Genomic DNA, 25,568 nt, shown 5'->3' with positions numbered 1-25,568 from the left:
GCAGGAGGAGGGTATGGGGAACGTACCGGATCACATTCCAGAGGAAAGGATCCGGCAGGGAAAGCAGGAGAAAAGCGAGAGGGTAAGCGGAAAAATCAGCCGCAGGGCGGGCGAGTGGCACCGGCCATCATGCCCAGCGCGACCTGATCCAGCACGGTAATGTATTTGCCTTTGACGCTGATGAGACCGGACTTCTGGAAACGGCCGAGCAGACGACTGATGGTCTCGACGGTCAGTCCCAGATAGTTACCAATGTCACCACGGGTCATGGAGAGACGGAACTCCTTGGCGGAGAAGCCGCGCTCGGAGAAGCGTACCGACAGATTGTGCAGGAAGGCGGCGAGGCGCTCTTCGGCATTCTTTTTAGAGAGCAGCAGGATCATCTCCTGATCGCCCATGATTTCGTTGCTCATCAGACGCATGATCTGCTGACGCAGTTTGGGCATCTTGCCGGAGAGATCGTCGAGCACTTCAAAGGGGATCTCGCACACCATGGCGGTTTCCAGCGCTTGGGCGAAGGAGGGGTGGGCCTGTTTGTGGATGGCATCGAAACCAACAAGATCACCCGCGAGGTGGAACGCGGTGATCTGCTCATCCCCTTGCTCGGTGATGGTGTAAGACTTGATGGTCCCGGAACGGATGGCATAGAGCGATTTAAACTCATCGCCAGCCTTGAACAGCTCTTCACCCTTCTGGATCGGCTTCTTGCGCTCGATGATGCTGTCCAGCTGATCAAGCTCGTTGTCGTTCAGAGTGAAGGGAATACAGAGCTGACTGATGCTGCAATCCTGGCAATGAATTGCACAGCCACCGCTCTGGATACGTCTGCCAGGTTTCTTTTCCGGGATCATAGGCTCATACGAATAATTGATTTATATCAAACAAGTTTACCATCAACTCATCCGTTTTGGATAGGGTTTCAAAAGGAAGCAATGCCAATCCAGAAGGTATGCACCCCGAACAAAATGAGCAGCAGGGCACCGCCAAGGCGCAAACTGCGCAGGGTGAGCCAGTATCTCAGGCGATCGGCAAGCCCGCCCAACGCGAACAGGGTGGGCAGGGTGCCGAGACCAAAAAAGAGCATGATCAGCGCCCCGCCACTGGCCGAACCGGCCGCTGCGCTCCAGGTCAGCATGGAGTAGACCAGCCCGCAGGGCAGCCAACCCCACATCATGCCAAAGGGCAGTGCCTGCACAGGTGAGGTGAAGGGGAGAAACTTGCCCGCCAGCGGTTTGATACGGGGCCAAAGTCTTGCGCCGAGCCGCTCCAGCAGCAAGATCCCTTGCCACCAGCCCGCCAGATAGAGACCAAGCGCAATCATCAATAACGCCGCCACCAGGCGTAAGCCGGCAATAGCGTGTTTGCCTGCGCCCAGCTCGCTGGTGGTGGCGAGCAGGCCGCCCACCAGTGCACCTGCAATCACATAGCTCAGGATCCGGCCGAGGTTGTAGTTGAGCAGATAGGCAAGCCGCCCCCAGAAGTGCTGCTTGTTGGCGGGGATCGCCATGGAGAGCGCGGCGGAGACGCCACCGCACATGCCGATACAGTGGGCAGAGCCTGCCAGTCCGACCAGCAGGGCGCCGGCCAGATCAAGGTTGTGGGTCATGGTCAGCAGGCTTTACGGGTTTGTGGGCAGGTTGCTCTTCGTCAAACAGGATGTTGGAACCCTGCCGGTCGAGATCTTCAAACTGTTCGGAGCGAATGGCCCAGAAGAAGACGACCCCGGCGATGATCACAAACAGGATGGCGATGGGGATCAGGACAAAAATTATATTCATGAGAGGTACCTTGGCGTTCATCCTTGGCAAGTGTCCCCTATGGTAACCCTGTTTGGGCAGGGGGCCAGCCGCTATCATTGAGAAATGTGGCCTGCATTGGAGGCAGGCCACATTTTCAGCTATTTTCCGCCACCGGTCTCATCGGTTGAGGCGCATCGAGTTGGTTACCACGATGAGTGAACTGAGCGACATGCCCGCCGCCGCCAGATAGGGGGGCAGCCAGCCGCAGGCCGCCAGCGGCAGCACCAGCAGGTTGTAACCGATGGACCAGGCGAAGTTCTCGATGATGATCTTGCGGGTACGCATTGCCAGCACTCTGGCCTCGAGCAGTCGGCTCAGGTCATCGGCCAGCAGGATGGCATCGGCGCTGTTTTTCGCCAGATCGGTGCCACCAGCCATGGCAAACGAGGCGTGAGCGCCAGCCAGTACCGGGGCGTCGTTGATGCCATCGCCCACCATGATGCTGATATCCCCTTGGGCTTCCCGGGCCTTGAGGTAGGCCAGCTTGCCATCGGGCGAGACCCCCTTGACCAGCTCATCCACTCCTAGCTCGCGGGCAATCTCGTCTGCCTGCAAAGAGCTGTCGCCAGTCAGCACGGTAGTTTGCAGACCGGCCGCCTTGAATGCCGCGATCAGCGCCCTGGCATCGGGGCGCAGGGTATCTTCCAGATTGAAGCGGGCCAAGACCTTCTGCTCGTCGGCTAGATAGATAGCCAGACCGCGGCCGCGTTCTTGCGCCGGATCCAGCCCAAGCCAGCGGGCACTGCCGATGCGGTAGCGTACGCCATTCACCAGCGCCGTGATGCCGTGACCGATGACCGGGGTGATCTCGCGGGCGGATGGCAGAACGGTAATGTTATCGGTAGGCAGCCGGAAGGCGCGGGCAATGGGGTGTTCGGATTGCGCCTCCATGGCCCGGGCGATGGCGAGGCAGTGGGCCACGTCAAGGTCGGCCAACGCTTGAGTCTGCGTCAGACTGATCTCGCCAGTAGTCAGGGTACCGGTCTTGTCCATCACGATCCGGTTGGCTTTGGTCAGCACGTCCAGCACATGACCACGGCGCAGCAGAATGCCGTTGCGGGTCAGATTGGCGGTGGCCGAAGTCAGCGCCGTCGGGGTGGCCAGCGACAGGGCACAGGGGCAGGTGGCCACCAGCACGGCGAGGGTGATCCAGAACGCCTGATCCGGTTGATGGAAATGCCAGAAGGTCCAGACCGCAGCGGCAATGATCAGCAGCACCAGAATAAAGTGGCGTGACAGCTGATCTGCCATCTGGGCGATGGCCGGTTTATCATCGAGGGCGTGATCCTGCAGCCGCATGATCTGGGCGATCCGCGACTCTTCGATACGGTGGCTGACCCGGATCTGCAGCGGCGCATCCGTGTTGATGGTGCCGGCATAGACCTGATCACCGCGCTGTTTGAGCAGGGGCAGCTGTTCACCGGTCAGCATGGATTCGTTGATGCTGGCTTGCCCTTCGACAATGATGCCATCCGCCGGCAAGGTGGCGCCAGCAAGCACCCGTACCCGATCGCCGACCTGCAAGGTCTTGGCCGCTACCTCATGCTCCCCTTCATCATCGATGCGGGTCGCCATGATGGGCACCAGTCGCGCCAGGTTGGAGCTTGATTCCGACGCCTTGCGTCGGGCCCGCAACTCGAGAAAGCGCCCCAGCAGCAGGAAGAAGACGAACATGGTGATGGAGTCGTAATAAACCTCACCGGTATTGAACACGGTGGCCCACATGGAGGCGATAAAAGCCCCGATCAGCGCCAGCGACACCGACACATCCATCGACAGGTGACCCTGTTTAAGGCTGCGCCAGGCACCCACGTAAAAGGGCTGGGCCGAGTAGATCATGATGGGGGTGGAGAGCAGCAGGCTTATCCACTTGAAGTAGACCATGAACTCATCTTCAACGCTGATGAAGAGGTCCATATAGAGAGCCACGGCGCACATCATCACCTGCATCGAGCCAAGCCCTGCCAGTGCCAGCCGGAACATATAGCTGCGCACCTCTTTGGCGTAGAGCGCCTCTTGGCTGTGGGTCTGGAACGGATAGGCGCGATAGCCGATCTGGGCAAATCCCTTGAGGATGTCACTCAGGGAGAGCTGGCCCGGATCCCACTTGATGCGGGCCCGGTGGGTGGTGGTGTTGACGTTGATGTAGCGCAGGCCGCCAAGGGTCATTAGGTGACGTTCGATAAGCCAGGCACAGGCGGCGCAGGTGAGCCCTTCAACTGTCAGCTGGATTTCGCGAAGGGTACCGTTGTCGGTGACAAAATCCTGTTGTACTTCTGCCAGATCGTAGTGGGTGAGGGCGGCCAGCTCCTCGGGCACCAGATCGCCCTTGGTGCCGGGAGCGGTGCGGTGATCGTAGTAACTGGCGAGGCCGCACTCCATGATGGTTTCTGCCACAGCCTGACAGCCGGGGCAGCACATGGGGCGAACAATCCCCTTTATCTCGAGGGAATAGCCACTATTGGCGGGTACCGGCTCGCCACAGTGAAAGCAGGGGGTCATGCGTTATGCCTCCCTGAATGCAGAATGCAAGCAGCAGGCTCGCCACAGTGAGAACAGCCGGTCATGGCTTAGCGTCCTTTCGGGTCGAGTTCGACAGGGGCCAGGGTGGGCAGCTGGACGGTCTCTTGCAATCGCCATTGGTGATCAAAGGCATCGACCCGAATGTGCCACTTGCCGACCAGCGGCTTGTCGAAATGGAGGCGATAGGTACCGCTCGCATCGGCGGTGATCATGTGTTCACTGTCCTGACCGGCCAAGGTCGGGTGGAACAATGAGAGATAGAGAGCTTGCCCGGCAGGAATGTCACCGCTGATGGGTTTGAGGGTCAGCTCGTTGCCGTCAACCTCCAGCCCAAAGCGGATATTGAGCGCTTCGGAGCGGTCAAACTTGCTCAAGTCCTGATTGATCTCTTTCCCTTGTTTGTAATAGTCCTCGGCTACCAGATTGACCCCATCCTTGCTGGCGATGATGGCGGTGGCGATGCTGCCAACAACGGCGGCAGTGGGGAGGGCGATGATAAACCAGGGCCAGAATTGGCGATACCACGGTTTGGATAGAGGTTGGGTCATGATTGCTACTGCCATGAAACGAATGATTAACGTGGAAGATGGTTTTTACGTAACACAAGATAACAAAAAGCCTCGAGGAGTCGAGGCTTTTTGCTGTGTAATCACGTGTTTATCACATGTTACGACTTATGTGAGCGACCTTTATTTAGCAGGCTGATGGGACAGGCTGTAAACGTAGGAGGCCAGCAGGTGAACCTTGTCCTCACCCAGAATATCTTTCCAGGCTGGCATCACGCCGTGACGACCGTGGGTGATGGTTTGTACCACCACTTCGCGGGAGCCACCGTAGAGCCAGGTGTTGTTGGTCAGATCTGGCGCCCCGACGGCAATACCGCCCTTGGCATCGGCACCGTGGCAAGCTGCGCAGATGGCGAAGCGGGCTTCACCTTTCTTCGCTTCCACCAGGTCAACCTTGCGACCGGAGAGGCTCAGCACATAGGAGGCCACTTCCTGAACGCCATCTTTGCCGAGGATTTCACCCCAGGCAGCCATGATCCCCTGACGACCGCCCATGATGGTGGTCTTGATTTGATCAGGCTGGCCGCCCCATTGCCATTCGCTGTCGGTCAGGTTCGGGAAGCCGCGGCCACCACGGGCATCGGAGCCGTGGCACTGGGAGCAGTTCTGCAGGAACAGACGCTGACCCACTTTCAGGGCTTCCGGATCCTTGGCGATTTCGGTAATGGCGCGGTAGGTCTTGCCATCAGCCTCATAGGTCAGTTCACGGAACTTGGCGCCATAGATCTCGTCAGCCTTGGCGACCTCGCGGTCATACTCCACCGCGCGACCTTCGGCTTTTGCCGATTCGGCTGCAGCCTTGGACTCGGCCAGCGAGCGCACGTCCTGGTTGGAACTTTGCCAGCCCAACAGGCCTTTGAAGTTACCAAGGCCCGGGAAGGCGATCAGATAGACCAGACCGGTGACGATGAAGAAGAGGAACATGTAAGTCCACCACTTCGGCAGCGGGTTGTTGATCTCCTCGATGCCATCGAAGGAGTGGCCCATCGATTTGCCTTCTTCAACACCCATCTTGTCCTTGCGGCACCACATCAACAGCAAGAAGCAGCCGAGGATGGTACCCAGACTGATGACAGTTACAAATATGCTAAACAGAGTGCTCATTATTGTTTCGCTCCTGCGTTCTTTTTATCAGCACCGGGTTGCTCATCATCGGCAAAAACCAGATTGGCAGCCTCGTCGAAAGAGGTCTTGCGGCGTTTGCTGTAGGCCCAGACGATGATGCCAATCATGATTGCCATCAACAGCAGGGTGTACAGGCCGCGAAATGTGCCGTAGTCCATCTTCGCCTCCTTATTTCAGGGCATGACCCAGTGATTGCAGATAGGCGATGAGGGCTTCCAGCTCGGTCTTGCCTTTAACTGCTTCCCCTGCACCCTGAATATCCGCATCGGTATATGGCACCCCGAAGTGATCGCGGAACAGTGCCAGTTTTTTGCCAGTCATCTCGCCGGTCAGTACGTTGGTGTCGAGCCAGGGATAGGCAGGCATGTTGGACTCGGGGACCACATCACGCGGGTTGATCAGGTGAGCATGGTGCCATGCATCGGAGTAGCGGCCACCTACGCGAGCCAGATCCGGACCGGTACGCTTGGAGCCCCACAGGAAGGGGTGCTCCCAGACGCTCTCGCCAGCAACCGAGTAGTGACCGTAACGCTCGGTTTCGGCACGGAACGGACGGATCATCTGGCTGTGGCAGTTGGTGCAGCCTTCGCGAATGAAGATATCGCGCCCTTCCATCTGCAGTGCGGTATAAGGCTTGAGGCCCTCCACCGGCTCTGTGGTCTGCTTCTGGAAGAACAGCGGAGTGATTTCAACCAGGCCCCCCAGACTGATGGCGAAGATGATGCCGACCACCAGCATGGGAACGCTTTTTTCAAATATTTCGTGACGGTTATTGTTGCTCATGGGTTGACCTCTTCAATCATGCTGGCTGGGCGACAGGTTCCAGAGAACCTTTGGGCGCAGTGATGGTGCGATAGGCGTTGTAAGCCATCAGCAACATGCCGGTGACGAAGAAGCAACCTCCCAGGAAGCGCACGAAATAGAAGGGATAGGATGCCTGCAGCGCTTCAACGAAGCTGTAGGTCAGGGTGCCGTCTTCGTTGACTGCACGCCACATCAGGCCCTGCATCACGCCGGAAATCCACATGGCAACGATGTAGAGCACGGTGCCAACGGTCGCCAGCCAGAAGTGAACGTTGATCAGCTTGACGCTGTACATCCGGCCCTGGCCGAACAGGTTCGGGATCAGGTGATAGACAGCACCGATGGAGACCATGGCAACCCAGCCCAACGCACCGGAGTGAACGTGACCGACGGTCCAGTCGGTGTAGTGGGAGAGGGCGTTAACGGTTTTGATCGCCATCATCGGGCCTTCGAAGGTCGACATGCCGTAGAACGACAGGGAGACGATCAGGAAGCGCAGGATAGGGTCATAACGCAGTTTGTGCCAGGCACCGGAGAGGGTCATGATGCCGTTAATCATGCCGCCCCAGGAGGGTACGAACAGGATCAGGGACATCACCATGCCCAGCGACTGAGCCCAGTCAGGCAGTGCGGTGTAGTGCAGGTGGTGCGGACCGGCCCAGATATAGAGGGAGATCAGCGCCCAGAAGTGCACGATGGAGAGGCGATAGGAGTAAACCGGACGACCCGCCTGCTTGGGCACGAAGTAGTACATCATCCCGAGGAAGCCGGCGGTCAGCAGGAAGCCTACCGCGTTGTGGCCATACCACCACTGCACCATTGCATCCATGGCGCCGGAGTACATGGAGTAGGACTTCATGCCGGAGAGCGGCACTTCCATGTTGTTGACGATGTGCAGCACCGCAACGGTGATGATGAAGGCGCCGAAGAACCAGTTCGCCACATAGATGTGGGAGGTGGTGCGCTTCATCAGTGTGCCGAAGAAGACGATGGCATAGGCGACCCATACCACAGTGATGGCGATATCAATCGGCCACTCCAGCTCGGCATACTCTTTGGCGGAGGTGTAACCCAGCGGCAGAGAGATGGCGGCAGAGAGAATGATGGCTTGCCAGCCCCAGAAGACGAAGGTTGCCAACGGGCCACCAAACAGTCTGGTTTGACAGGTGCGCTGTACCACGTAGAACGAGGTGGCCATCAGGGCACTGACGCCAAAGGCGAAGATCACTGCGTTGGTGTGGAGGGGCCGCAGACGACTGTAAGTCAGCCAGGGGGTTTCGAAGTTGAGGGCAGGCCAGATCAACTGGGCTGCGATCAGTACGCCAACCGACATGCCGACAATTCCCCAGACAATCGTCATGACGGTAAACTGGCGAACAACGGTGTAGTTGTACTCAGGATGGTTAGTTGTATGGCTCATCGTTATATTCCGCTTCCGATGCTGCTGTTGTTTGATGTTTTATCCGGAAAACCGGACTGGCTCCATCAAGCCACCGCCAACCAGTTGTTAACGCCTGTTAACGAAAGGAAAAGCAAAAGATGGCTAAATGAAAACTGCATGGGAATGATACTGAAGCGACAGGTAAAATAACAGTATAAACAGTGATATATTTGGTTCCGTCCGGTATCGTTCTGGCCGTTTTTTACCTTGTTCGTGATCACAAAAAACATTTTAATTGCATCTTAAACGGACGTTTTTTGATGAAAGAGAGACTTACCGCACGTAAAGTACTGCACCTTGCACTTGTATTGGCGCTGCTATTGGCGCTGGTGGCCTATCGCACCTGGTTTTCGGCCGATAACAGCATGACTGCTGGCCAGACAAAAGATCAGATTTGTGATCTTTCCCACACACCTTGCAGCGCATTGATTGGTAACAAACCACTAACGGTGGCCATCAAGGTGTTACCGCTACGTGCCGAACATGACTTTGCAATAGATATCCAAGGGGGCGACCCGGAAATCAAGCCGTTAAAAGCCTGGCTGGAAGGGCGAGATATGTTTATGGGGACCATTCCGGTGAACTTTGAACAAGTCGCGGGAGGATGGCAGGGTACAACACTGGTAGGAAGCTGTACCTCTCTGGTCATGGTCTGGTTGCTCAATATTGAATGGAGCAATGGCCAACGCCAGCAATTGGCCCTCTCTGTTGCCCGTGAATAATCGTTCAATGGTGGCAGAGTGGAAAAAATATTTGAAATTTCCCTGGCAGGCGTTACCTTCCCCAAACCATCAGGGAGTGAAGTGCATTTAATCATGATTGAAAAACAACCATTTTATCGCACCCTCAACCAGCAGGCCAAGGCACTACTGGAGGGCGAAACCGATCTGATTGCCAATATGGCCAACTTGTCTGCGCTGCTGAATCAGGAGCTGACGGAGATCAACTGGGTCGGTTTTTATCTGTTGCAGGGCGAGACTCTGGTATTGGGGCCGTTTCAGGGCAAACCGGCCTGTGTGCGGATCCCGGTCGGCCGCGGGGTGTGTGGCACAGCAGTGGCTGAGGGGAAAACCCAGCTCATTGATGATGTCCACCAGTTCGACGGTCACATCGCTTGCGATGGCGCGAGCAACTCGGAAATCGTGATCCCGGTGCGCTGCGGTGACGAGATCATCGGGGTACTCGATATCGATAGTCCAGTTTTTAACCGTTTCGACCAGCAAGATCGAATTGGTCTTGAAGAAACAGTGCAAATTTTGGAAAGCATGCTCTAAGTCATTGCTAGATGGTTCGCAAAAGGCCCCAAGCTCTCTATAATGGGGCCTTTGTTGTGCTCGGGACGTGCCCGTGCGTTTATATGAAAGCCAAGGTTATACATGGAAAACACTGAGAAGCTGAAGAACAGTAAAGAGATCGTTGCCTACCTGGTCGAGAAATTCCCGGCCTGCTTCGTTGCTGAAGGAGAGGCCAAGCCGCTCAAGATTGGCATCTTCCAGGATTTGGCCGAGCGTCTTGCTGACGATGCCAGAGTCTCCAAGACCATGCTGCGCTCCGCACTGCGTCAATACACCTCCAGCTGGCGCTACCTGCACGGACTCAAAGCTGGCCAGGCTCGCGTTGATCTGGATGGTAATCCGGGTGAACTGCTGACCGAAGAGCACATCGAGCACGCCAAGCAAGCTCTGAAAGAGAGCAAAGAGCGTGTATTCGCCAGCCGTCGTACCAATACCAAAGAGAAGGATGAGAAGGCCAAGAAGCCTCGTCGCCCTGCTGTGCGCAAAACCGAGAAGGCTGATGTCGCTGCCAAGCCGAAGGCTGCCGCCAAAGTGCCCGCTGCTGAAGCTCCGCTTGTTAAAGTGGATGCCGCTACGCTGAAAGTGGGCCAGGATGTGCGCGTCGTTATGGGTAAATTCCCGGTTCCGGCAACCATCAAGGAAGTGACCAAGGACGATGTACAGGTCCAACTGCAGACCGGCATGATGGTGCGGGTCAAATCAGAGCACTTGGTTCTCTAAGGAGACAAATGTTGAAGCATGGCGTAATTCGTTTTTCCCTCGTTGCCTGTAGCCTGGCGCTTGCCGGGCTTGCACAGGCCATCGAGCCGGTGCTCAAGGAGAGTGATTTGCCTGTGTTGGCTCAAGAGAGCCAACATGCTACGGCCAGCAAGCGAATTACCAATCTGTTTACCCGCTCGCACTACAAACAGTTCAAGCTGGATGATGCCTTTTCCTCCGTGATTTTCGATAAATATCTGGAGAATCTGGACTACAGTCGCAACCTGTTTTTGGCCTCTGATATCAGCCGTTTTGAAAAATACCGTAACGGTTTTGACACCGACCTCGAAAGAGGCCGTCTGGCACCCGCCTACGAGATGTTCAACCTGAGTCAGCAACGGCGTTATGAGCGGTTCGAATACGCCCTCAAACTGCTTGACACTCCCTTTGATTTCACCCAGCCCGACAACTATGTGTTCGATAGAGAAGGTGCGGCTTGGCCCAAAGATGAAGCAGAGCTCAACGAGCTGTGGCGTCAGCGAGTCAAGTTCGATGCCCTGAGCCTCAAACTCAGCGGCAAGGAGTGGCCCGAGATCAAGGAGCTGCTTGGCAAGCGTTACAACAACGCCATCAAGCGAATGTCCCAGACCGAGAGCGAAGATGTCTTCCAGCTCTTCATGAACTCCTTCGCTCGCGCCATCGAACCCCACACCAGTTACCTCTCACCGCGCAGTGCCGATCGTTTCAACACCGAGATGAACCTCTCGCTGGAAGGGATCGGTGCCGTGTTGCAGGCGGAAGATGACTTTACAGTCATCCGCTCCCTGGTACCCGGTGGTCCTGCTGCCAAATCCAACCACCTCAAGCCTGATGACAAGATCACCGGGGTGGGACAGGAAGATGGCAAGATTGTTGATGTGATCGGCTGGCGTCTCGATGACGTTGTCGAGCTCATCAAGGGACCCAAGGGGAGCAAGGTCAAGCTTGAAATTCAGCGCGGCAAGGGCGCTACCGCCAAGACCGAACAGATCGAGCTGACCCGTGACAAGGTGCGCCTTGAAGACCGGGCAGCCAAGTCCAAGGTGATCACCGCCGAAGGCAAGAAGATCGGTGTCATCGAGATTCCAAGTTTCTACGTCAATCTGCACGATGATGTGATCAAGGAGCTCTCCAGCCTCAACAAGCAGAAGATCGATGGTTTGATCATCGATCTGCGCGGAAACGGCGGCGGAGCCCTGACCGAAGCCTCTGCCCTGAGCGGTCTCTTCTTTGGCAGCGGTCCTGTGGTTCAGATCCGGGATCATATGGGTCGTATCACGGTCAACGGTGACGATGATGGCAACGTCTATTACGGCGGTCCCATGTCGGTGCTGATCGACAGATACAGTGCATCTGCCTCCGAGATCTTCGCCGCCGCCATGCAGGATTATGGTCGCGCCCTGATCCTGGGGGAAAACTCGTTCGGCAAGGGGACGGTGCAACAACATCGCAGCCTCGCCAAGGTCTATGACTTCTACGAGCAGCCGCTGGGTCACGTGCAGTACACCATCGCCAAGTTCTACCGGATCAATGGTGGCAGTACCCAGAACAAGGGCGTTGCGCCGGATATCAGCTTCCCGACACCGGTTGCGCCGGAAGAGACGGGCGAAAGCCGCGAGTTTAATGCGTTGCCTTGGGACAAGATAGCCTCAGCCAACTACGAGAAACTCGGCAATTTCACCAGTCTGCTGCCCAAGTTGCAGGCGGCGCACGATGCTCGGATCGCCAAGGATCCCGAGTTTGCCTATGTGATGCAGGACATCGCTGACTACAAGGAGGAGAAAGACAAGAAGTCGGTCTCCCTCAACGAGGCGGAGCGTGTTGCAGAGCAGGCGAAACAGGATGAGAAAGCGCTTAAACGTACCAATGAGCGCTTGGCACGTCTTGGCAAGCCGGCAGTCAAGAGCCTGGACGAACTGCCCGCTGATTTTGAAGCGCCCGATGAGTATCTCATCGAAGCGGCCAATATCACGGCGGATCTGGCTATGGACAGCAAACGCAGCTGACAGGCAACCCATCATGCACAAGGGCGACTGCGGTCGCCCTTTCTTTTTATCTGGCACATCTGATGTCATGCAAATCGTTTGACCCCGCCAGTTGGTTGTGACAGCCTCTTTCTCGCCTTTAACAAGCGTGGAAGCAGACAATAATGACCGATCACTCCCAGGCCATGACGGCCAAATATCGCCAGGATTATCAGGCGCCGCTCTACTGGATCGACACTATCGACCTCGATTTCCAATTGCAGGAACCACTGACCCAGGTCACTGCCATCACCCGCATTCGCCGCAACAGCGAGCACAATGCGCCGCTGGTCCTCGATGGCGAGCAGCTGACCCTCAAGAGCATTGCCATCGATGGCATTCCCTGTGACCACTACGAGCAAGGCGAGAGCAGTCTGACCCTGTTCAACCTGCCTGCCGAATGTGTGCTGACCATTGTCACCCTGCTGGATCCGGCCGCCAACACCGCACTCGAAGGGCTTTACAAGTCTGGCGATGCCTACTGTACCCAGTGTGAAGCTGAGGGCTTTCGTCGCATTACCTATTATCTGGACCGCCCCGACATTCTGGCACGCTACAGCACCCGCATTACCGCCGATAAAGCCAAATATCCTTTCCTGCTCTCCAATGGCAACAAGGTCGACAGCGGTGATCTGGATGGCAGCCGTCACTTCGTGCAGTGGCAGGATCCTTTCCCCAAACCGAGCTACCTGTTTGCGCTGGTGGCCGGTGATTTCGATGTGGAGCGCAGCCACTACACCACCAAGAGCGGCCGCAAAGTGGCCCTCGAGATCTTCGTCGACAAGGGCAACCTCGATCGCGCCGGTTTTGCCATGGAGAGCCTTATCAACTCAATGCGCTGGGACGAGCAGCGTTTCGGCCTCGAGTATGATCTCGACATCTACATGATCGTCGCGGTGGACTTCTTCAACATGGGCGCCATGGAGAACAAGGGGCTCAACATCTTCAACTCCAAGTTCGTACTGGCCAACCCGGCCACCGCCACCGACAGCGACTACCACGGTATCGAACGGGTGATCGGTCACGAATATTTCCACAACTGGACCGGCAACCGCGTCACCTGCCGCGACTGGTTCCAGCTCAGCCTGAAAGAGGGGCTGACGGTATTCCGGGATCAGGAGTTCTCTTCCGATCTGGGCTCCCGCGGCGTCAACCGCATTAACAACGTGCGTACCGTGCGCGGCCCGCAGTTTGCCGAAGATGCCGGCCCCATGGCGCATCCGATCCGCCCGGATGTGGTGATCGAGATGAACAACTTCTACACCCTGACCGTCTATGAGAAGGGGGCGGAAGTGATCCGCATGATGCACACCCTGCTAGGTGAAGAGGCCTTCCAGGCCGGTATGCGCCTCTACTTCGAGCGTCACGACGGCTCGGCCGCCACCTGCGATGATTTCGTGCAGGCGATGGAGGATGCGTCCGGTGTGGATCTCGGCCGTTTCCGCCGCTGGTACAGCCAGTCCGGTACCCCCGAGTTGACCGTCACCGACGAGTACGATGCCGCCAGCGGTATCTATCGCCTCCATGTGAGCCAGCACACCCCGCCGACTCAGGATCAGCCGCAGAAGCTGCCGCTGCATATCCCCTTCGATATCGAGCTCTATGACGAGCAAGGTGCCGTCATCGCGCTGCAATATCAGGGCAAGGCCATCGGCAACGTGCTCGATGTGCTCGAAGCGGAGCAGACCTTCGAATTCGATCAGGTGCCGGTCAAGCCGGTTCCCTCCCTGCTGCGGGACTTCTCCGCGCCGGTCAAGCTGTACTATGACTACAGCGATGAAGCGCTCGCCTTCCTGATGCGCTTTGCTCGCAACGAGTTTGCCCGCTGGGATGCCGCCCAGATGCTGATCAACAAAGCGGTCATCGACGGGGTGGCGCGGGTGCAACACGGGCAGGGGGTTGAGCTCTCCCAAACCCTGCTGGCCGCCTTCGTCGCCGTTTTGGACGACAGCGAGCTGGATTTGGCCCTCAAGGCGGAGATCCTGGCGCTGCCAGGTGAAGCGACCCTGGCCGAGCTGTTCGAGGTGGCCGATATCGATGCCATCCATCAGGTGCGCGACGCGATCCACACCCGTCTTGCCGAGGCCTTTGGCGCGCGCTTGGCGGCTACCTATCAGAGCCTGCGTCTGAGCGGCTATCAGGTGGTGCACGCCGATATGGCCAAGCGGGCCCTCAAAGGGGTGGTGCTCGGCTATCTGGCTGCGCTGGATGCGGAGCATGCCGATGCGCTGGTGCGCGAGCAGTACGCAACCGCCGACAACATGACCGACACCCTGGCGGCGTTGCAGGTGGCCAACGGCTATCTGCTGCCATGCCGCGCTGCGCTGCTGGCCGACTTCGAGGGCAAGTGGGCCAAGGATGGACTGGTGCTGGACAACTGGCTGCGGCTGATTGGCAGCAAGCCGGCTGCCGATGTGCTCGGCGAAGTGAAGCAGGCAATGAATCATCCTACCTTCAGCATTCGCAACCCGAACCGGCTGCGGGCGCTGATCGGCAGCTTCGCCATGAGCAATCAGGTGCAGTTCCATGCGGTGGATGGCAGCGGTTACCGCTTCCTGACTGATCTGCTGATCGAGCTCAACGAAGTCAATCCGCAGGTGGCCTCCCGCCTCATCACGCCGCTTATCCAGTTCAAGCGACTGGATGAGGCGCGCAAGGCGCTGATCCGCGCCGAGCTGGCCCGTCTTGCCAACCTTGAGGGGCTGGCACGGGATCTGTTCGAGAAGGTCAGCAAGGCGCTGCAGCAGTAAGTGTCGATGGGGCAGGAGCGTTACGCTCCTGCCCCATTGTGTGATTTGTCGTGTGATCAGGAGCAAGCGTGAAGCAGTTTACTTTTCGGCTCTCATTGAAGAGCGATGAGGTGATGCTGATGTATCAGGGCCACGTCAGACGGCTGGTGGTGCGTAGCGAACAGGGATTGACCCTGGAACTTGGTATAGAAAAAATACGGCCCTTTGTCGCCATCAATGGTGTGCATGGCTACTTTCGGCTGAAAACCCAGGACGATTACCGCTTTATCAGTCTCGAACGCATAAATTAACAAAAATCGAACAGATTACCGACTGTTTATCTGCTTTGCGTCACTATCTATCCGGTAAACTGGCATAAAGGTAGTGGGAATTTCTGTATTTTTGGTTATTTGCAAAATTTCTCACAGTTTAAGCCGTGATCTGTACCTTGTTTTTAACATCTCGTTATCACCTTTCCTCGCCTTCCCTTATCCAAGCCATTACACTTCGCAACAACTCTGCACCAGCGGGTAACCAGGGTGGTTGCCTCTGCGTCGGTGGTTAATGTCGTCCGATAAGGAATATAAAAATGGCATTGAAAGACGCCCCTACCTCAGTTCTGCTCGAAAACGTTCTCAGCCTGATCCATCAGAAGTTGCCCAAAAACAGTGCCTCTCTGGTCGAGCGCTTCGTTGCCAAGTTCTACGGCAACATGGCGAGCTCCGACCTGCACGATCGTAATGACAGCGATCTCTATGGCGCGGCCCTTAGCTTGTGGAATGCCCTCAATCAGCGCAGCGGTACCGATCCCTACATCCGGGTCTACAATCCCGAGCTGACCCGTCATGGCTGGCAATCGCCCCATACCATCGTCGAGGTGATCCTGCAGGATTCGCCCTTCCTGGTGGACTCCATCCGGATGGCGCTCAAGCGACTCAATATCACCGCCCACATGATGCTGCACCAACCGCTGCACCTCATTCGTGGTGCGGATGGCAAGATTGACGCCATTCTGGAGCTCGACAACACCGACGGGCAGACCTCGGTTGAAACGGCATTCCTTATCGAGATCGATCACCTCACCAGCGAGGAGCAGATGGCCGCGCTGGCTACCGAGCTCAACTCGGTGGCCGGTGAAGTGGCGCTGGCAGTGGGCGACTGGCAGCCGATGCTGGCCAAGCTCAATGAGATCATCGACGAGCTTCCCAAACGCAAGAGTCCGGCCAGCAAGGAGGAGGTGGCCTCCTGCGTTGCCTTCCTCAAATGGGTAGCTGCCCACAACTTCACCCTGATGGGTTATCGTCGCTACGACGTCAAAGCGGTGGAGGGGGATCACGAGATCCTGCCGCAGGCCAGCTCCAGCCTGGGGCTGATGAAGAACTCCATCAAGGAGGTGGGCCAGCGCCTTGGCAACATGCCAGCCAGCGCACGTCACGCCGCTCTGAGTTCTGACCTGCTGATCCTCACCAAATCCAACAGCAAGTCCCGGGTGCACCGTCCGGCTTATGTGGATTACATCGGCATCAAGCGCTTTGACGAGCATGGCAAGGTGATCGGGGAAGATCGCTTCATAGGTCTCTACGCATCTTCCATCTACAACACCAGCGCGACCCAGATCCCGCTCATCAGCCATCGTCTCGAACGCATCATGGCTGCCTCCGGTCACGAGAAGGGCTCCCACGCCTACAAGGCGCTGCTCAACGTGCTGGAAACCTATCCCCGTGACGAGCTGATCCAGGCCCGTGAAGAGGAACTACTGGCTACCGGCCTTGGCGTACTGGAGATGCAGGAACGGGACATGCTTCGGCTATTCGTGCGCCGGGATGTCTATGGTCGTTTCTTCTCTTGCATGGTCTATGTCACCAAGGAGCGCTACAACACGGCGCTGCGCATCAAGACCCAGCAAATTTTGCAGAAATATTTTGGCAGCAATGAAGAGGTGGAGTTCAACGTCTACTTCACCGAAGGCGTGCTGGCGCGGACCCACTACATAGTGCGGGTCAACAACAATAACGTGGATGTGGATGTGAACGAAGTACAGAACAACCTGATTGAAGCGGCCCGCAGCTGGGACGACAGACTCGACTCCGTGCTGCTTTCCCACTATGGCGAGGCCCGTGGCAATGAGTTGCGCCGCCGTTTCAGCACTGCCTTCCCTCGCGCTTACAAGGAAGATGTGCTGCCGGGCTCGGCCGTGGCCGACATCATGGCGCTCGATAACCTGAGCGAAGCCGAGCCACTCGGCATGCTGTTCTACCGCGCGCAGGAGGAGGAGAACGATCGTCGGGTACGGCTCAAGTTGTTCCATCGCACCGAGCCCATTCACCTCTCCGATGTACTGCCGATGCTGGAAAACATGGGACTGCGGGTGATCGGTGAGACCCCGTATCAGGTACGCACTCCGGGTGGCGATCTGTTCTGGATCCTCGACTTCTCCATGTTGCTACACGGCGAGCAGCCCTTTGATCTGGCCCAGAGTCAGCAACGCTTCCAGCAAGCCTTTGCCGCCATCTGGAACAAGCAGCTGGAAGATGACGGCTTCAACCGGCTGGTATTGGGGGCGGGTCTCACCGGCCGCCAGGTGTCGGTGCTGCGCGCCTATGCCAAATACATGCGTCAGACCGGCGTCTCTTTTAGCCAGTCCTATATTGAAGAGACCCTGACCCGTTATCCGGAGATTGCTCAGCTGCTGTTCACCTTGTTTGAACAGCGCCTGGATCCGGCCGGCAAGCAGGACGTCAAGGTACAGGCCAAGTTGCACGAGCAGCTTGCCACCAAGCTGGATCAGGTGGCCAACCTGGACGACGATCGCATTATTCGCCGCTATGTGGAGATGATCGACGCTACCCTGCGTACCAACTACTACCAGCTGGACAAGGCGGGCAACATCAAGCCCTACATCTCCTTCAAACTGGCTCCCTCCACTATCACCGACATGCCGCTGCCGCTGCCGAAATTCGAGATCTTCGTCTACTCGCCGCGAGTGGAAGGGGTACATCTGCGCTGGGGCAAAGTAGCTCGTGGCGGTCTGCGCTGGTCAGATCGCAAAGAGGACTTCCGCACCGAAGTACTGGGTCTGGTGAAAGCCCAGCAGGTCAAGAACACCGTCATTGTGCCGGTGGGGGCCAAGGGCGGTTTCTACTGCAAACAGATGCCGGTGGGGGCAACCCGCGCCGTCATTCAGGAGGAGGGAAAGGCCTGTTATCGCCTGTTTATTCGCGGTCTGCTCGATGTGACTGACAACATCATCGGCGGCGAGGTGATCCCGCCCAAATCCGTGGTGCGTCACGACGAGGATGACTACTACCTGGTGGTGGCCGCCGACAAGGGCACGGCTACCTTCTCCGACATCGCCAACGAAATAAGCCTCGAATATGGCCATTGGCTGGGCGACGCGTTTGCCTCCGGTGGCTCGGTCGGTTACGACCACAAGAAGATGGGCATCACCGCCCGTGGCGCCTGGGAGTCGGTCAAACGGCATTTTCGTGAAATTGGCGTCAACTGCCAGACCACCGATTTTACCTGCGTCGGGATCGGCGACATGGCGGGAGACGTGTTCGGCAACGGCATGCTGCTCTCCGAGCACACCCGGCTGGTGGGCGCGTTCAACCACATGCACATCTTTGTTGACCCCGCTCCGGATGCGGCCAAGAGTTTTGTCGAGCGCCAGCGCCTGTTCGATCTGCCGGGCTCCAGCTGGGATGACTACAACCGCGAGCTGATATCACAGGGGGGCGGCATCTTCCTGCGCTCGGCCAAGTCCATCAAGCTGAGCCCGGAAATACAAACCCTGCTCGGTACCGACAAGGCCAGCATGGCACCGAACGAGTTGATCAAAGCGCTGCTCTGCCTCAACGTCGATCTGCTGTGGAACGGTGGCATCGGCACCTATGTGAAGAGCGCTCGCGAGAGCGATGGGGAAGTTGGGGATCGCAGCAACGACGCACTGCGAGTCAACGGCCGCGATCTGCGGGCCCGTATCGTGGGTGAGGGGGGCAACCTCGGCTTTACCCAGCTCGGTCGGGTGGAGTACGCCAGTCAGGGCGGTCGCATCAACACCGATTTTACCGACAACGTCGGCGGTGTGGATTGCTCCGACAACGAGGTGAACATCAAGATCCTGCTGAACCAGTTGGTTGCGGCAGGGGATCTGACCCTCAAGCAACGTAACCAGATGCTCTACGAGATGACCGACGACGTGGCGCAGATCGTGATCACCAATGCCTATCGCCAGTCCCAGTCCATATCGGTCACCAGCTTCCGCGGTTCTGAACAACTTAAAGAGCAGCAGCGCTTCATTCAGGGGCTGGAGCGGGAAGGCAAGCTCGATCGTGCACTGGAGTTCCTGCCATCCGATGAGGAGCTCTCCGAGCGGATGGCGGCAGGGCAGGGGCTGACCCGCCCCGAACTGGCGGTGTTGGTGGCGTACGGCAAGATGGTACTGAAAGAGCAGCTCAACTGCCCGGAAGTGACCGACGAGCCCTTCCTCGCCAACATGCTGGTCACCAGCTTCCCGGCCAAGGTACAGCAGCAGTTTGGTGCCCAGCTGGCCGATCACCCGCTACGCGGCGAGATCATCGCTACCCGTGTTGCCAACATGCTGGTTAACGACATGGGGCTCAACTTCGCCAGCCGGATGAAGGACGAAACCGGTGCCTCGGTCGCCGAAGTGGCCTGCTGCTTTGCCATGGCCCGCGAAGTGTTTGGCATGAACCAGCTGTGGCGCGATATCGAAGGGTGCGACAACCTGGTGGATGCCCAGACTCAGCTCGAGCTGATGTTCTACAGCCGCCGGATCGTGCGCCGTGCCACCCGCTGGTTCCTGCGCGCCCGCAATCGCAGCTGGAGCATCAGCGAGAACATCGCCTTCTTCCGTCCGGCGTTCGAAACCCTCGGTCAACACCTCTACGAGGTCATGGATGAGAGCGAAGTGGCCGAGCATCGTCAGGCTGTAGCCAAGTGGATGGAGAAACAGGTGCCGGAGGCCATTGCCCGTCAGGTAGCCCATATGAGCAGCCTCTTCTCCAGCCTGGATCTGGCGCAGATTGCCGCGGAGCACAAGACCGATATCCTGCGCGCCGCCAATGTCTACTATCGCCTCGGTGCCAAACTGGATCTGCACTGGTTCCTCGACCAGATCAACCATCAGCCGGTTGGCAACCACTGGCAGGCGATGGCGCGAGCCTCCTTCCGCGAAGATCTGGACTGGCAGCAACGCAGTCTCACTTCTGTGGTACTGGAAGGGTGCAAAGATCAGGGAGAATGCGCTACCATATTGGCCGACTGGATTTCGGAGCATGAGCAACTCTTGTCCCGTTGGACCCATATGTTGGCCGACTTCAAGACCACCAGCACTCACGAGTTCGCCAAGTTCTCGGTGGCCTTGCGAGAGTTGAACCTGCTCCAGTTGAATTGTCGGGCACTTTAATTGCCAGATTAAGGCATGACACCGACATTACACCCAAAGCCCCGGCCAGTTGCCGGGGCTTTCTTTAAGGAGCAAAGATGTTGTACCCCATCGCCAGGCATTTCCTGTTCAAGCTCAATCCGGAACAGGCTCACGATCTCTCCATGAAATATTTGCCCCGCCTTCTCGGTACGCCACTCGATTGTTTCTTCCGCCAGAATTTGCCGAAACGCCCCGTCACTGTCATGGGGCTTTCTTTTGCCAATCCGGTGGGATTGGCGGCCGGTCTGGATAAAGATGGTGAGTGCATTGACGCGCTGGGCGCTATGGGATTTGGTTTTATCGAGGTCGGTACCGTCACCCCCAGACCCCAGAGTGGCAATGACAAGCCCCGCTTGTTCCGGGTTATTCCGGCAGAGGGGATCATCAACCGGATGGGATTCAACAACAAGGGGGTGGATCATCTGGTGGCCAAGGTAAAAGAGGCCAAATATCAGGGGGTCATCGGCATTAATATCGGCAAGAACAAAGACACTCCCATCGAGCAGGGCAAGGATGATTACCTGATCTGTATGGACAAGGTTTATGATCATGCCGGTTATATTGCCGTCAATATCTCTTCCCCCAACACCCCGGGGTTGCGTTCGCTGCAATATGGCGAGGCGCTGGATGAGTTGCTGGCAGCCCTCAAGGTGCGTCAGCAAGAGCTGGCCGCCCAATATAAAAAGTACGTGCCGCTGGCGGTTAAAATTGCCCCGGATTTAAGCCTTGAAGAAATAGATCAGGTGGCCGCTTCGCTGGTACGGAATGGTATTGATGGGGTTATCGCCACCAATACCACCCTCGAGCGTGAAATGATTTATGACATGCCCCACGCCGGTGAAGCGGGTGGCCTGAGTGGTCGTCCGCTACAGCACAAGAGTACCGAGGTGATCCGTCATCTGGCCAAGGCGCTCAATGGTGCTCTGCCAATTATCGGGGTGGGTGGTATTGATAGTGCCATGGCTGCCCGTGAAAAGTTGGCTGCCGGTGCCAGTCTGGTACAAATTTATAGCGGCTTTATTTATAAAGGGCCGGGGCTGGTCAAAGAGATTGTGACCAATATTTAAGAAATAGATGGAGGAGCCCTTTATTTGACGTTGCTGATTTCCTGCATATGGAATAAAGTCAACTGGTAATTATCAAGTAAGGGCTCCAACATGTTTATTCAACCGACCGATAGCTGGCAATGGCACTATGATGCCCAGAATGACCGTCTGATGTTGGACCTGTCTGATAACATGTTATTTGCGACCGAGTATAAAGGGCGACAATTGGTGCCCGGCTCGTTTGCGACCCAACCTTTTTGTGTCGATGATGCAGCCCTCTATTATCAATTGATGGATAAAGCAGCCGAACTCGAGTGGAGTATTCCCCATCAGGTACAGCTGGTGCTTAATGCCATCGCGGTCAGTCGTTTTTATAAACCCCTGATGCCGCAAAGCTGGTTTTTTAGTGAACAGCATCCGCAAGTGATCCCGCAAAACGGTGAGCTGGTCTTGATGAATACACCCCATGGCAACGGTGAATTTATGGTCATTGAGGCTGGGGAGCAGGCCAGCGTCTGTTTGAACCTCACTGCCGATCTGGTATTGACCACCAGTAAAACCTTGCCGCGTTTCGGGGTGATCAAGGTGATGAATAACCGGATGAAACCGCGTATTACCGTGACCGAGCAATACCGTAAGGTCAGTTGATATAATTTCATCAATCGTTTCATCTCTGTTATTACACCGTGTCTCTTTTACTGTTTTCACCTCTGTAGCATCTCGTTTCTGATATCTTATTGAACCGCGAACATCTTGCCTATTCTCATTGATGGTTATGATTCAGCCTCTCCTGAGGCTTGTTACACTCACTTGCACCTTGTGTTTTGACCCACGCAGTGTCTTGGCCTTCCGTGCGGCAAGTATGGAGCCTCCCTCTTGTTTCTTTCCGCTGGCGTAGTGCCTCCACCTCAGTATCAACACATCACTCACTGAAGCGATTTTCTTCATACGACATTTTATGCTTGAAACGAGAGCTATTCTCACTTACATTTTGTTATAACATAACAAAATGGAGTTGCCATGAAGCCTCATATTCACCCGGATTATCGTTTGGTGCTGTTCCATGACACGGCGGCAGATGCCTTTTTCCTGGTTGGTTCAACGATCAAGAGCGAGCGCCGCTATACGTGGCAAGACGGGAAGGAGTATCCCTATGTATCGCTCGATGTTTCCAGCCAGTCGCACTCGTTCTATACCGGCAAGCAGAAGCAGGTATCGAGCGAGGGGAGTGTGGCCCGTTTCAACAAGCGCTTTGGCGCATTTTCAAGTAAGAAGGAGTCCTGAATGCAGGTCGTCAGTTCGCTCAAATCCGCACGGGGGCGTCATCCCGATTGTCAGTTGGTGCGTCGTCGGGGAAAATTGTTCGTGATTTGCAAAAGCAATCCCCGTTTCAAGGCTCGTATGAAGTGACCCGCTAAATGATGTCTGGCCCCATGATCTCGCCATCGGGTAGTCATGGGGTCTTTTACCTTTATTCGCCACCTATCAATCTGTTTCCATCCTGCTGTTTGCGCCGACTTTTGCATGCTCCAGCCCGCCTGATGAGGTATAATGCTGGACTATTTTTATGGGTTCCCCGTGAGCGTGATGAAAGAATTTTTTGCAACCTGCCCCAAGGGGCTGGAAAACCTGTTGGCCGATGAGCTGACCAATCTTGGCGCAGAGCAGGTCCGTGAGACCGTGGCTGGCGTCCACTTCAAAGGCGAACTGGCGATTGGCTATAAAGCCTGCCTATGGAGCCGTTTTGCCTCCCGTATCGTGCTGGTGCTCTCCGAATTCCAGATGAACGACGATCTGGATCTTTATCTCGGTGCCCACACCATTCCCTGGGAAGAGCACTTCTCCGGTACCTCTACCATTGCGGTGGACTTTACCGGCACCAACCCCGCCATTCGCAATACCCAATATGGCGCGCTGAAGATCAAGGATGCCATCGTCGACCGCTTCACCAAGCGCGGTCACGTGCGTCCTGACGTGGACAAAAAGTCGCCGGATATCCGCATCATGGCGCACCTGGGCAAAGGCAAGGCCAATATCACGCTGGACTTGTCAGGCCCGGCGCTGCACCAGCGTTTCTATCGTCAGGGCACAGGTGAGGCGCCGCTCAAAGAGAACCTGGCCTGCGCCATGATTGCCCGTAGCGGCTGGGCCGGTGAGCCCATGATGGACCCCATGTGCGGTTCCGGTACTTTGCTGATTGAAGCGGCCTTTATCGCCGCCGACATGGCGCCGGCGCTGCGCCGCGAGCGCTTCGGTTTCGATCGCTGGCTGCAGCACGATAGTGAGCTGTGGCAGAGTCTGATGATGGAAGCGCAAGTGCGCGCCAAACGAGGCATGCAGCGTTGCGAAGTGAAACTATTTGGCTGTGATGCCGACCAGCGTGTGCTGCTCAAAGCCCGTGATAACGCCAAAGCGGCCGGTGTGGCCCACCTTATCACCTTCAAGCAGGCCGACGTCACCAAGCTGGAAAACCCGCTGCCGATGCCTGCCCCTGTTGAAGGGGAAGAAGGTCAAGGGGAGGCCCGCCAGGTCGGTATGCTCATTTCCAACCCGCCCTATGGCGAGCGTCTTGGCGAGTTCCCGGCACTGCTGGAAGTGCATCAGGCCCTCGGCGATGCCCTGCGTCGCAGCTTCCAGGGTTGGAAAGTCTCCATTCTTTCCGCATCCCCCGAACTGCTCAGCTGTCTGCGTCTGCGTGCCGACAAGCAATATCGCCTGTTCAACGGTGCCCTCGAGTGTCAGCTGCGCAATTATCAAATCGCACTGGACTCCGTGGCTTCTCAAAAAGAGGTTGCACAGGACTTTGCCAACCGTCTGCGCAAGAATCTGAAAACCCTCGAGAAGTGGGCCAACAAAGAGGGCATCGATTGCTATCGTATATACGATGCCGACTTGCCGGAATACAACGCCGCCATCGACCGCTATCAGGACTATCTGGTGGTGCAGGAGTATGCCGCGCCCAAGGACATCCCCGCCCAGAAGACCCGTCAGCGTCTGCTCGACATGGTTCAGGCAGCCATCAAGGTGACCGGGATGGACGGCGAGAAGGTGATCCTGAAGGTGCGCGAGCGTCAGGAAGGTAAACAGCAGTACCAGAAGCTCTCCGAAGAGCAGCACCGGATGGAAGTCCAGGAGTACGGCGCCCGGCTGTGGGTCAACCTCTACGACTATCTGGATACCGGCCTGTTCCTCGACCACCGTCAGACTCGCCGCATGCTGGGTCAGATGGCCAAGGGCAAGCGCTTCCTGAACCTGTTTGCCTACACCGGTAGTGCCACCGTGCACGCAGGTCTTGGCGGTGCCAGCGAGACCACCACAGTGGACATGTCCCATACCTACCTGAACTGGGCACAGGACAACATGCGTCTCAACTCGCTGGTGGGCCGTCAGCACAAGTTTGTCCAGGCAGATTGCCTGAAGTGGTTGTCTGAAGCCGATGATAACTACGACCTCATCTTCATCGATCCGCCCACCTTCTCCAACTCCAAGCGGATGGACGAGAGTTTCGACGTACAGCGTGATCACCTGCTGCTGATGCAGCACCTGAAGCGCCTGCTGGCGGCCGATGGCACCCTGGTCTTCTCCAACAATAAGCGTCACTTCAAGATGGATCTGGCCGGTCTCGAGGCCACAGGTTTCAAGGCCCAGAACATCACCCAGAAGACGCGGCCGAAGGATTTCGAACGTAACCAGCACATCCACAACTGCTGGATCATCACCCATGCGCCGGAGCAAGGCGAGGCGTGATGCTGACCCTGTTTCATACCGACGGTTGCCACCTGTGCGAGCAGGCGTGGGGGCTGGTGGAAGAGGCAGGTCTTGCCGCCGCCACCCGCCAGTGCGACATCATGGATGATGAGCAGTGGCTTGCCGCCTATCGGGTGCGCATTCCGGTGCTGCGTGACGCAGCAGGCCGCGAGCTCGGTTGGCCCTTCACACTGGCCGAACTCAAAAGCTGGGCCGCCCGTCAGGGGTGAGAGTAATTTGACGATAAAACGGGGGCAGACCCAGTCTGCTGCCCGTTTTTTC

The 25,568-nt window shown here is 56.9% G+C and carries 23 protein-coding genes; 14 read left to right on the top strand and 9 right to left on the bottom strand.

Annotated elements, in window-relative coordinates:
• Nucleotides 1-95 precede the first annotated feature (95 nt).
• The 9 genes from G5367_RS01035 to ccoN form a co-directional block, all read right to left on the bottom strand.
• Nucleotides 96-851, bottom strand: coding sequence for an FNR family transcription factor (locus G5367_RS01035; protein WP_005336632.1), 756 nt, complete (start codon nucleotides 849-851; stop codon nucleotides 96-98).
• 68 nt (nucleotides 852-919) lie between these two features.
• Nucleotides 920-1,606 (bottom strand): sulfite exporter TauE/SafE family protein, encoded by a 687-nt coding sequence (locus tag G5367_RS01030; RefSeq protein ID WP_421243582.1) that lies wholly within the window; start codon nucleotides 1,604-1,606, stop codon nucleotides 920-922.
• Complete coding sequence (gene ccoS, locus G5367_RS01025; protein ID WP_005336630.1) at nucleotides 1,590-1,778, bottom strand: cbb3-type cytochrome oxidase assembly protein CcoS; 189 nt, start codon at nucleotides 1,776-1,778, stop codon at nucleotides 1,590-1,592. The genes G5367_RS01030 and ccoS overlap by 17 nt, the downstream gene beginning before the upstream one ends.
• Nucleotides 1,779-1,916: 138 nt before the next feature.
• Nucleotides 1,917-4,301 carry a heavy metal translocating P-type ATPase gene (locus tag G5367_RS01020; protein WP_421243581.1) on the bottom strand — a complete coding sequence of 795 codons (2,385 nt, stop codon included), beginning with the start codon at nucleotides 4,299-4,301 and terminating at the stop codon, nucleotides 1,917-1,919.
• A gap of 68 nt (nucleotides 4,302-4,369) precedes the next feature.
• Complete coding sequence (locus tag G5367_RS01015; protein WP_005345427.1) at nucleotides 4,370-4,870, bottom strand: FixH family protein; 501 nt, start codon at nucleotides 4,868-4,870, stop codon at nucleotides 4,370-4,372.
• A gap of 141 nt (nucleotides 4,871-5,011) precedes the next feature.
• The gene (gene ccoP, locus G5367_RS01010) at nucleotides 5,012-5,992 is read right to left on the bottom strand and encodes a cytochrome-c oxidase, cbb3-type subunit III (RefSeq protein WP_421243580.1); all 981 of its coding nucleotides are present in this window, start codon (nucleotides 5,990-5,992) and stop codon (nucleotides 5,012-5,014) included.
• On the bottom strand, nucleotides 5,992-6,171 hold the full coding sequence (locus G5367_RS01005; RefSeq protein WP_005336620.1) for a CcoQ/FixQ family Cbb3-type cytochrome c oxidase assembly chaperone: 180 nt from the start codon (nucleotides 6,169-6,171) through the stop codon (nucleotides 5,992-5,994). The genes ccoP and G5367_RS01005 overlap by 1 nt, the downstream gene beginning before the upstream one ends.
• Before the next feature lie 10 nt (nucleotides 6,172-6,181).
• Nucleotides 6,182-6,796 (bottom strand): cytochrome-c oxidase, cbb3-type subunit II, encoded by a 615-nt coding sequence (ccoO, locus tag G5367_RS01000; RefSeq protein WP_108571825.1) that lies wholly within the window; start codon nucleotides 6,794-6,796, stop codon nucleotides 6,182-6,184.
• Nucleotides 6,797-6,812: 16 nt separating this feature from the next.
• Entirely contained in the window at nucleotides 6,813-8,237 is a 1,425-nt protein-coding gene (gene ccoN, locus G5367_RS00995; protein WP_005336616.1) for a cytochrome-c oxidase, cbb3-type subunit I, read from the bottom strand.
• Here ccoN and G5367_RS00990 point away from each other — a divergent pair.
• The 14 genes from G5367_RS00990 (at nucleotide 8,229) to G5367_RS00925 (ending at nucleotide 25,516) form a co-directional block, all read left to right on the top strand.
• Nucleotides 8,229-8,408, top strand: coding sequence for a hypothetical protein (locus G5367_RS00990; RefSeq protein WP_148344940.1), 180 nt, complete (start codon nucleotides 8,229-8,231; stop codon nucleotides 8,406-8,408). The two genes, ccoN and G5367_RS00990, sit on opposite strands and share 9 nt — an antisense overlap.
• Before the next feature lie 110 nt (nucleotides 8,409-8,518).
• On the top strand, nucleotides 8,519-8,980 hold the full coding sequence (locus G5367_RS00985; protein ID WP_421243579.1) for a hypothetical protein: 462 nt from the start codon (nucleotides 8,519-8,521) through the stop codon (nucleotides 8,978-8,980).
• A gap of 93 nt (nucleotides 8,981-9,073) precedes the next feature.
• Nucleotides 9,074-9,532 (top strand): GAF domain-containing protein, encoded by a 459-nt coding sequence (locus G5367_RS00980; protein WP_421243783.1) that lies wholly within the window; start codon nucleotides 9,074-9,076, stop codon nucleotides 9,530-9,532.
• 102 nt (nucleotides 9,533-9,634) lie between these two features.
• Nucleotides 9,635-10,273: an RNA chaperone ProQ gene (gene proQ / locus G5367_RS00975; protein WP_005345438.1), complete on the top strand. Its 639-nt coding sequence runs from the start codon at nucleotides 9,635-9,637 to the stop codon at nucleotides 10,271-10,273.
• An 8-nt stretch (nucleotides 10,274-10,281) separates the two neighbouring features.
• Nucleotides 10,282-12,297, top strand: coding sequence for a carboxy terminal-processing peptidase (prc, locus tag G5367_RS00970; RefSeq protein WP_005345439.1), 2,016 nt, complete (start codon nucleotides 10,282-10,284; stop codon nucleotides 12,295-12,297).
• Nucleotides 12,298-12,440: 143 nt separating this feature from the next.
• Nucleotides 12,441-15,065, top strand: coding sequence for an aminopeptidase N (gene pepN / locus G5367_RS00965; RefSeq protein ID WP_421243578.1), 2,625 nt, complete (start codon nucleotides 12,441-12,443; stop codon nucleotides 15,063-15,065).
• A gap of 68 nt (nucleotides 15,066-15,133) precedes the next feature.
• The gene (locus G5367_RS00960; protein WP_407958945.1) at nucleotides 15,134-15,355 is read left to right on the top strand and encodes a DUF2835 family protein; all 222 of its coding nucleotides are present in this window, start codon (nucleotides 15,134-15,136) and stop codon (nucleotides 15,353-15,355) included.
• A 278-nt stretch (nucleotides 15,356-15,633) separates the two neighbouring features.
• The gene (locus G5367_RS00955; protein WP_421243577.1) at nucleotides 15,634-20,472 is read left to right on the top strand and encodes an NAD-glutamate dehydrogenase; all 4,839 of its coding nucleotides are present in this window, start codon (nucleotides 15,634-15,636) and stop codon (nucleotides 20,470-20,472) included.
• Nucleotides 20,473-20,549: 77 nt separating this feature from the next.
• Nucleotides 20,550-21,560 carry a quinone-dependent dihydroorotate dehydrogenase gene (gene pyrD, locus G5367_RS00950; RefSeq protein WP_005336601.1) on the top strand — a complete coding sequence of 337 codons (1,011 nt, stop codon included), beginning with the start codon at nucleotides 20,550-20,552 and terminating at the stop codon, nucleotides 21,558-21,560.
• Between the two features lie 90 nt (nucleotides 21,561-21,650).
• Nucleotides 21,651-22,187 (top strand): cell division protein ZapC, encoded by a 537-nt coding sequence (locus G5367_RS00945; protein ID WP_421243576.1) that lies wholly within the window; start codon nucleotides 21,651-21,653, stop codon nucleotides 22,185-22,187.
• A 372-nt stretch (nucleotides 22,188-22,559) separates the two neighbouring features.
• Nucleotides 22,560-22,823, top strand: a complete 264-nt coding sequence (locus tag G5367_RS00940; protein ID WP_005345445.1) for a type B 50S ribosomal protein L31 — start codon at nucleotides 22,560-22,562, stop codon at nucleotides 22,821-22,823.
• The gene (ykgO, locus tag G5367_RS00935) at nucleotides 22,824-22,949 is read left to right on the top strand and encodes a type B 50S ribosomal protein L36 (protein ID WP_421243575.1); all 126 of its coding nucleotides are present in this window, start codon (nucleotides 22,824-22,826) and stop codon (nucleotides 22,947-22,949) included.
• Nucleotides 22,950-23,090: 141 nt separating this feature from the next.
• Nucleotides 23,091-25,286, top strand: coding sequence for a bifunctional 23S rRNA (guanine(2069)-N(7))-methyltransferase RlmK/23S rRNA (guanine(2445)-N(2))-methyltransferase RlmL (gene rlmKL / locus G5367_RS00930; protein WP_421243574.1), 2,196 nt, complete (start codon nucleotides 23,091-23,093; stop codon nucleotides 25,284-25,286).
• Complete coding sequence (locus G5367_RS00925) at nucleotides 25,286-25,516, top strand: glutaredoxin family protein (RefSeq protein ID WP_227342904.1); 231 nt, start codon at nucleotides 25,286-25,288, stop codon at nucleotides 25,514-25,516. The genes rlmKL and G5367_RS00925 overlap by 1 nt, the downstream gene beginning before the upstream one ends.
• Nucleotides 25,517-25,568: the final 52 nt, after the last annotated feature.

Origin of the sequence: Aeromonas sp. 604282 (assembly GCF_049170575.1) — a bacterium.
Taxonomy (GTDB): domain Bacteria; phylum Pseudomonadota; class Gammaproteobacteria; order Enterobacterales; family Aeromonadaceae; genus Aeromonas; species Aeromonas veronii_A.
Note: the sequence above shows the minus strand (reverse complement) of the source record. Positions and strands in the feature narration are given on the sequence as shown.

What these genes read in the sequence shown, in the direction of transcription:
- prc (WP_005345439.1), top strand. Translation starts at nt 10,282, where the DNA reads ATGTTGAAGCATGGCGTAATTCGTTTTTCCCTCGTTGCCTGTAGCCTG.
- proQ (WP_005345438.1), top strand. Translation starts at nt 9,635, where the DNA reads ATGGAAAACACTGAGAAGCTGAAGAACAGTAAAGAGATCGTTGCCTAC.
- rlmKL (WP_421243574.1), top strand. Translation starts at nt 23,091, where the DNA reads ATGCTGGACTATTTTTATGGGTTCCCCGTGAGCGTGATGAAAGAATTT.
- G5367_RS00955 (WP_421243577.1), top strand. Translation starts at nt 15,634, where the DNA reads ATGGCATTGAAAGACGCCCCTACCTCAGTTCTGCTCGAAAACGTTCTC.
- ccoN (WP_005336616.1), bottom strand. Translation starts at nt 8,237, where the DNA reads ATGAGCCATACAACTAACCATCCTGAGTACAACTACACCGTTGTTCGC.
- pepN (WP_421243578.1), top strand. Translation starts at nt 12,441, where the DNA reads ATGACCGATCACTCCCAGGCCATGACGGCCAAATATCGCCAGGATTAT.
- pyrD (WP_005336601.1), top strand. Translation starts at nt 20,550, where the DNA reads ATGTTGTACCCCATCGCCAGGCATTTCCTGTTCAAGCTCAATCCGGAA.
- G5367_RS01015 (WP_005345427.1), bottom strand. Translation starts at nt 4,870, where the DNA reads ATGACCCAACCTCTATCCAAACCGTGGTATCGCCAATTCTGGCCCTGG.
- G5367_RS01035 (WP_005336632.1), bottom strand. Translation starts at nt 851, where the DNA reads ATGATCCCGGAAAAGAAACCTGGCAGACGTATCCAGAGCGGTGGCTGT.
- G5367_RS01020 (WP_421243581.1), bottom strand. Translation starts at nt 4,301, where the DNA reads ATGACCCCCTGCTTTCACTGTGGCGAGCCGGTACCCGCCAATAGTGGC.
- G5367_RS00925 (WP_227342904.1), top strand. Translation starts at nt 25,286, where the DNA reads ATGCTGACCCTGTTTCATACCGACGGTTGCCACCTGTGCGAGCAGGCG.
- G5367_RS00985 (WP_421243579.1), top strand. Translation starts at nt 8,519, where the DNA reads ATGAAAGAGAGACTTACCGCACGTAAAGTACTGCACCTTGCACTTGTA.
- ccoO (WP_108571825.1), bottom strand. Translation starts at nt 6,796, where the DNA reads ATGAGCAACAATAACCGTCACGAAATATTTGAAAAAAGCGTTCCCATG.
- ykgO (WP_421243575.1), top strand. Translation starts at nt 22,824, where the DNA reads ATGCAGGTCGTCAGTTCGCTCAAATCCGCACGGGGGCGTCATCCCGAT.
- G5367_RS01005 (WP_005336620.1), bottom strand. Translation starts at nt 6,171, where the DNA reads ATGGACTACGGCACATTTCGCGGCCTGTACACCCTGCTGTTGATGGCA.
- G5367_RS00945 (WP_421243576.1), top strand. Translation starts at nt 21,651, where the DNA reads ATGTTTATTCAACCGACCGATAGCTGGCAATGGCACTATGATGCCCAG.
- ccoP (WP_421243580.1), bottom strand. Translation starts at nt 5,992, where the DNA reads ATGAGCACTCTGTTTAGCATATTTGTAACTGTCATCAGTCTGGGTACC.
- G5367_RS00980 (WP_421243783.1), top strand. Translation starts at nt 9,074, where the DNA reads ATGATTGAAAAACAACCATTTTATCGCACCCTCAACCAGCAGGCCAAG.
- ccoS (WP_005336630.1), bottom strand. Translation starts at nt 1,778, where the DNA reads ATGAATATAATTTTTGTCCTGATCCCCATCGCCATCCTGTTTGTGATC.
- G5367_RS00990 (WP_148344940.1), top strand. Translation starts at nt 8,229, where the DNA reads ATGGCTCATCGTTATATTCCGCTTCCGATGCTGCTGTTGTTTGATGTT.
- G5367_RS01030 (WP_421243582.1), bottom strand. Translation starts at nt 1,606, where the DNA reads ATGACCCACAACCTTGATCTGGCCGGCGCCCTGCTGGTCGGACTGGCA.
- G5367_RS00940 (WP_005345445.1), top strand. Translation starts at nt 22,560, where the DNA reads ATGAAGCCTCATATTCACCCGGATTATCGTTTGGTGCTGTTCCATGAC.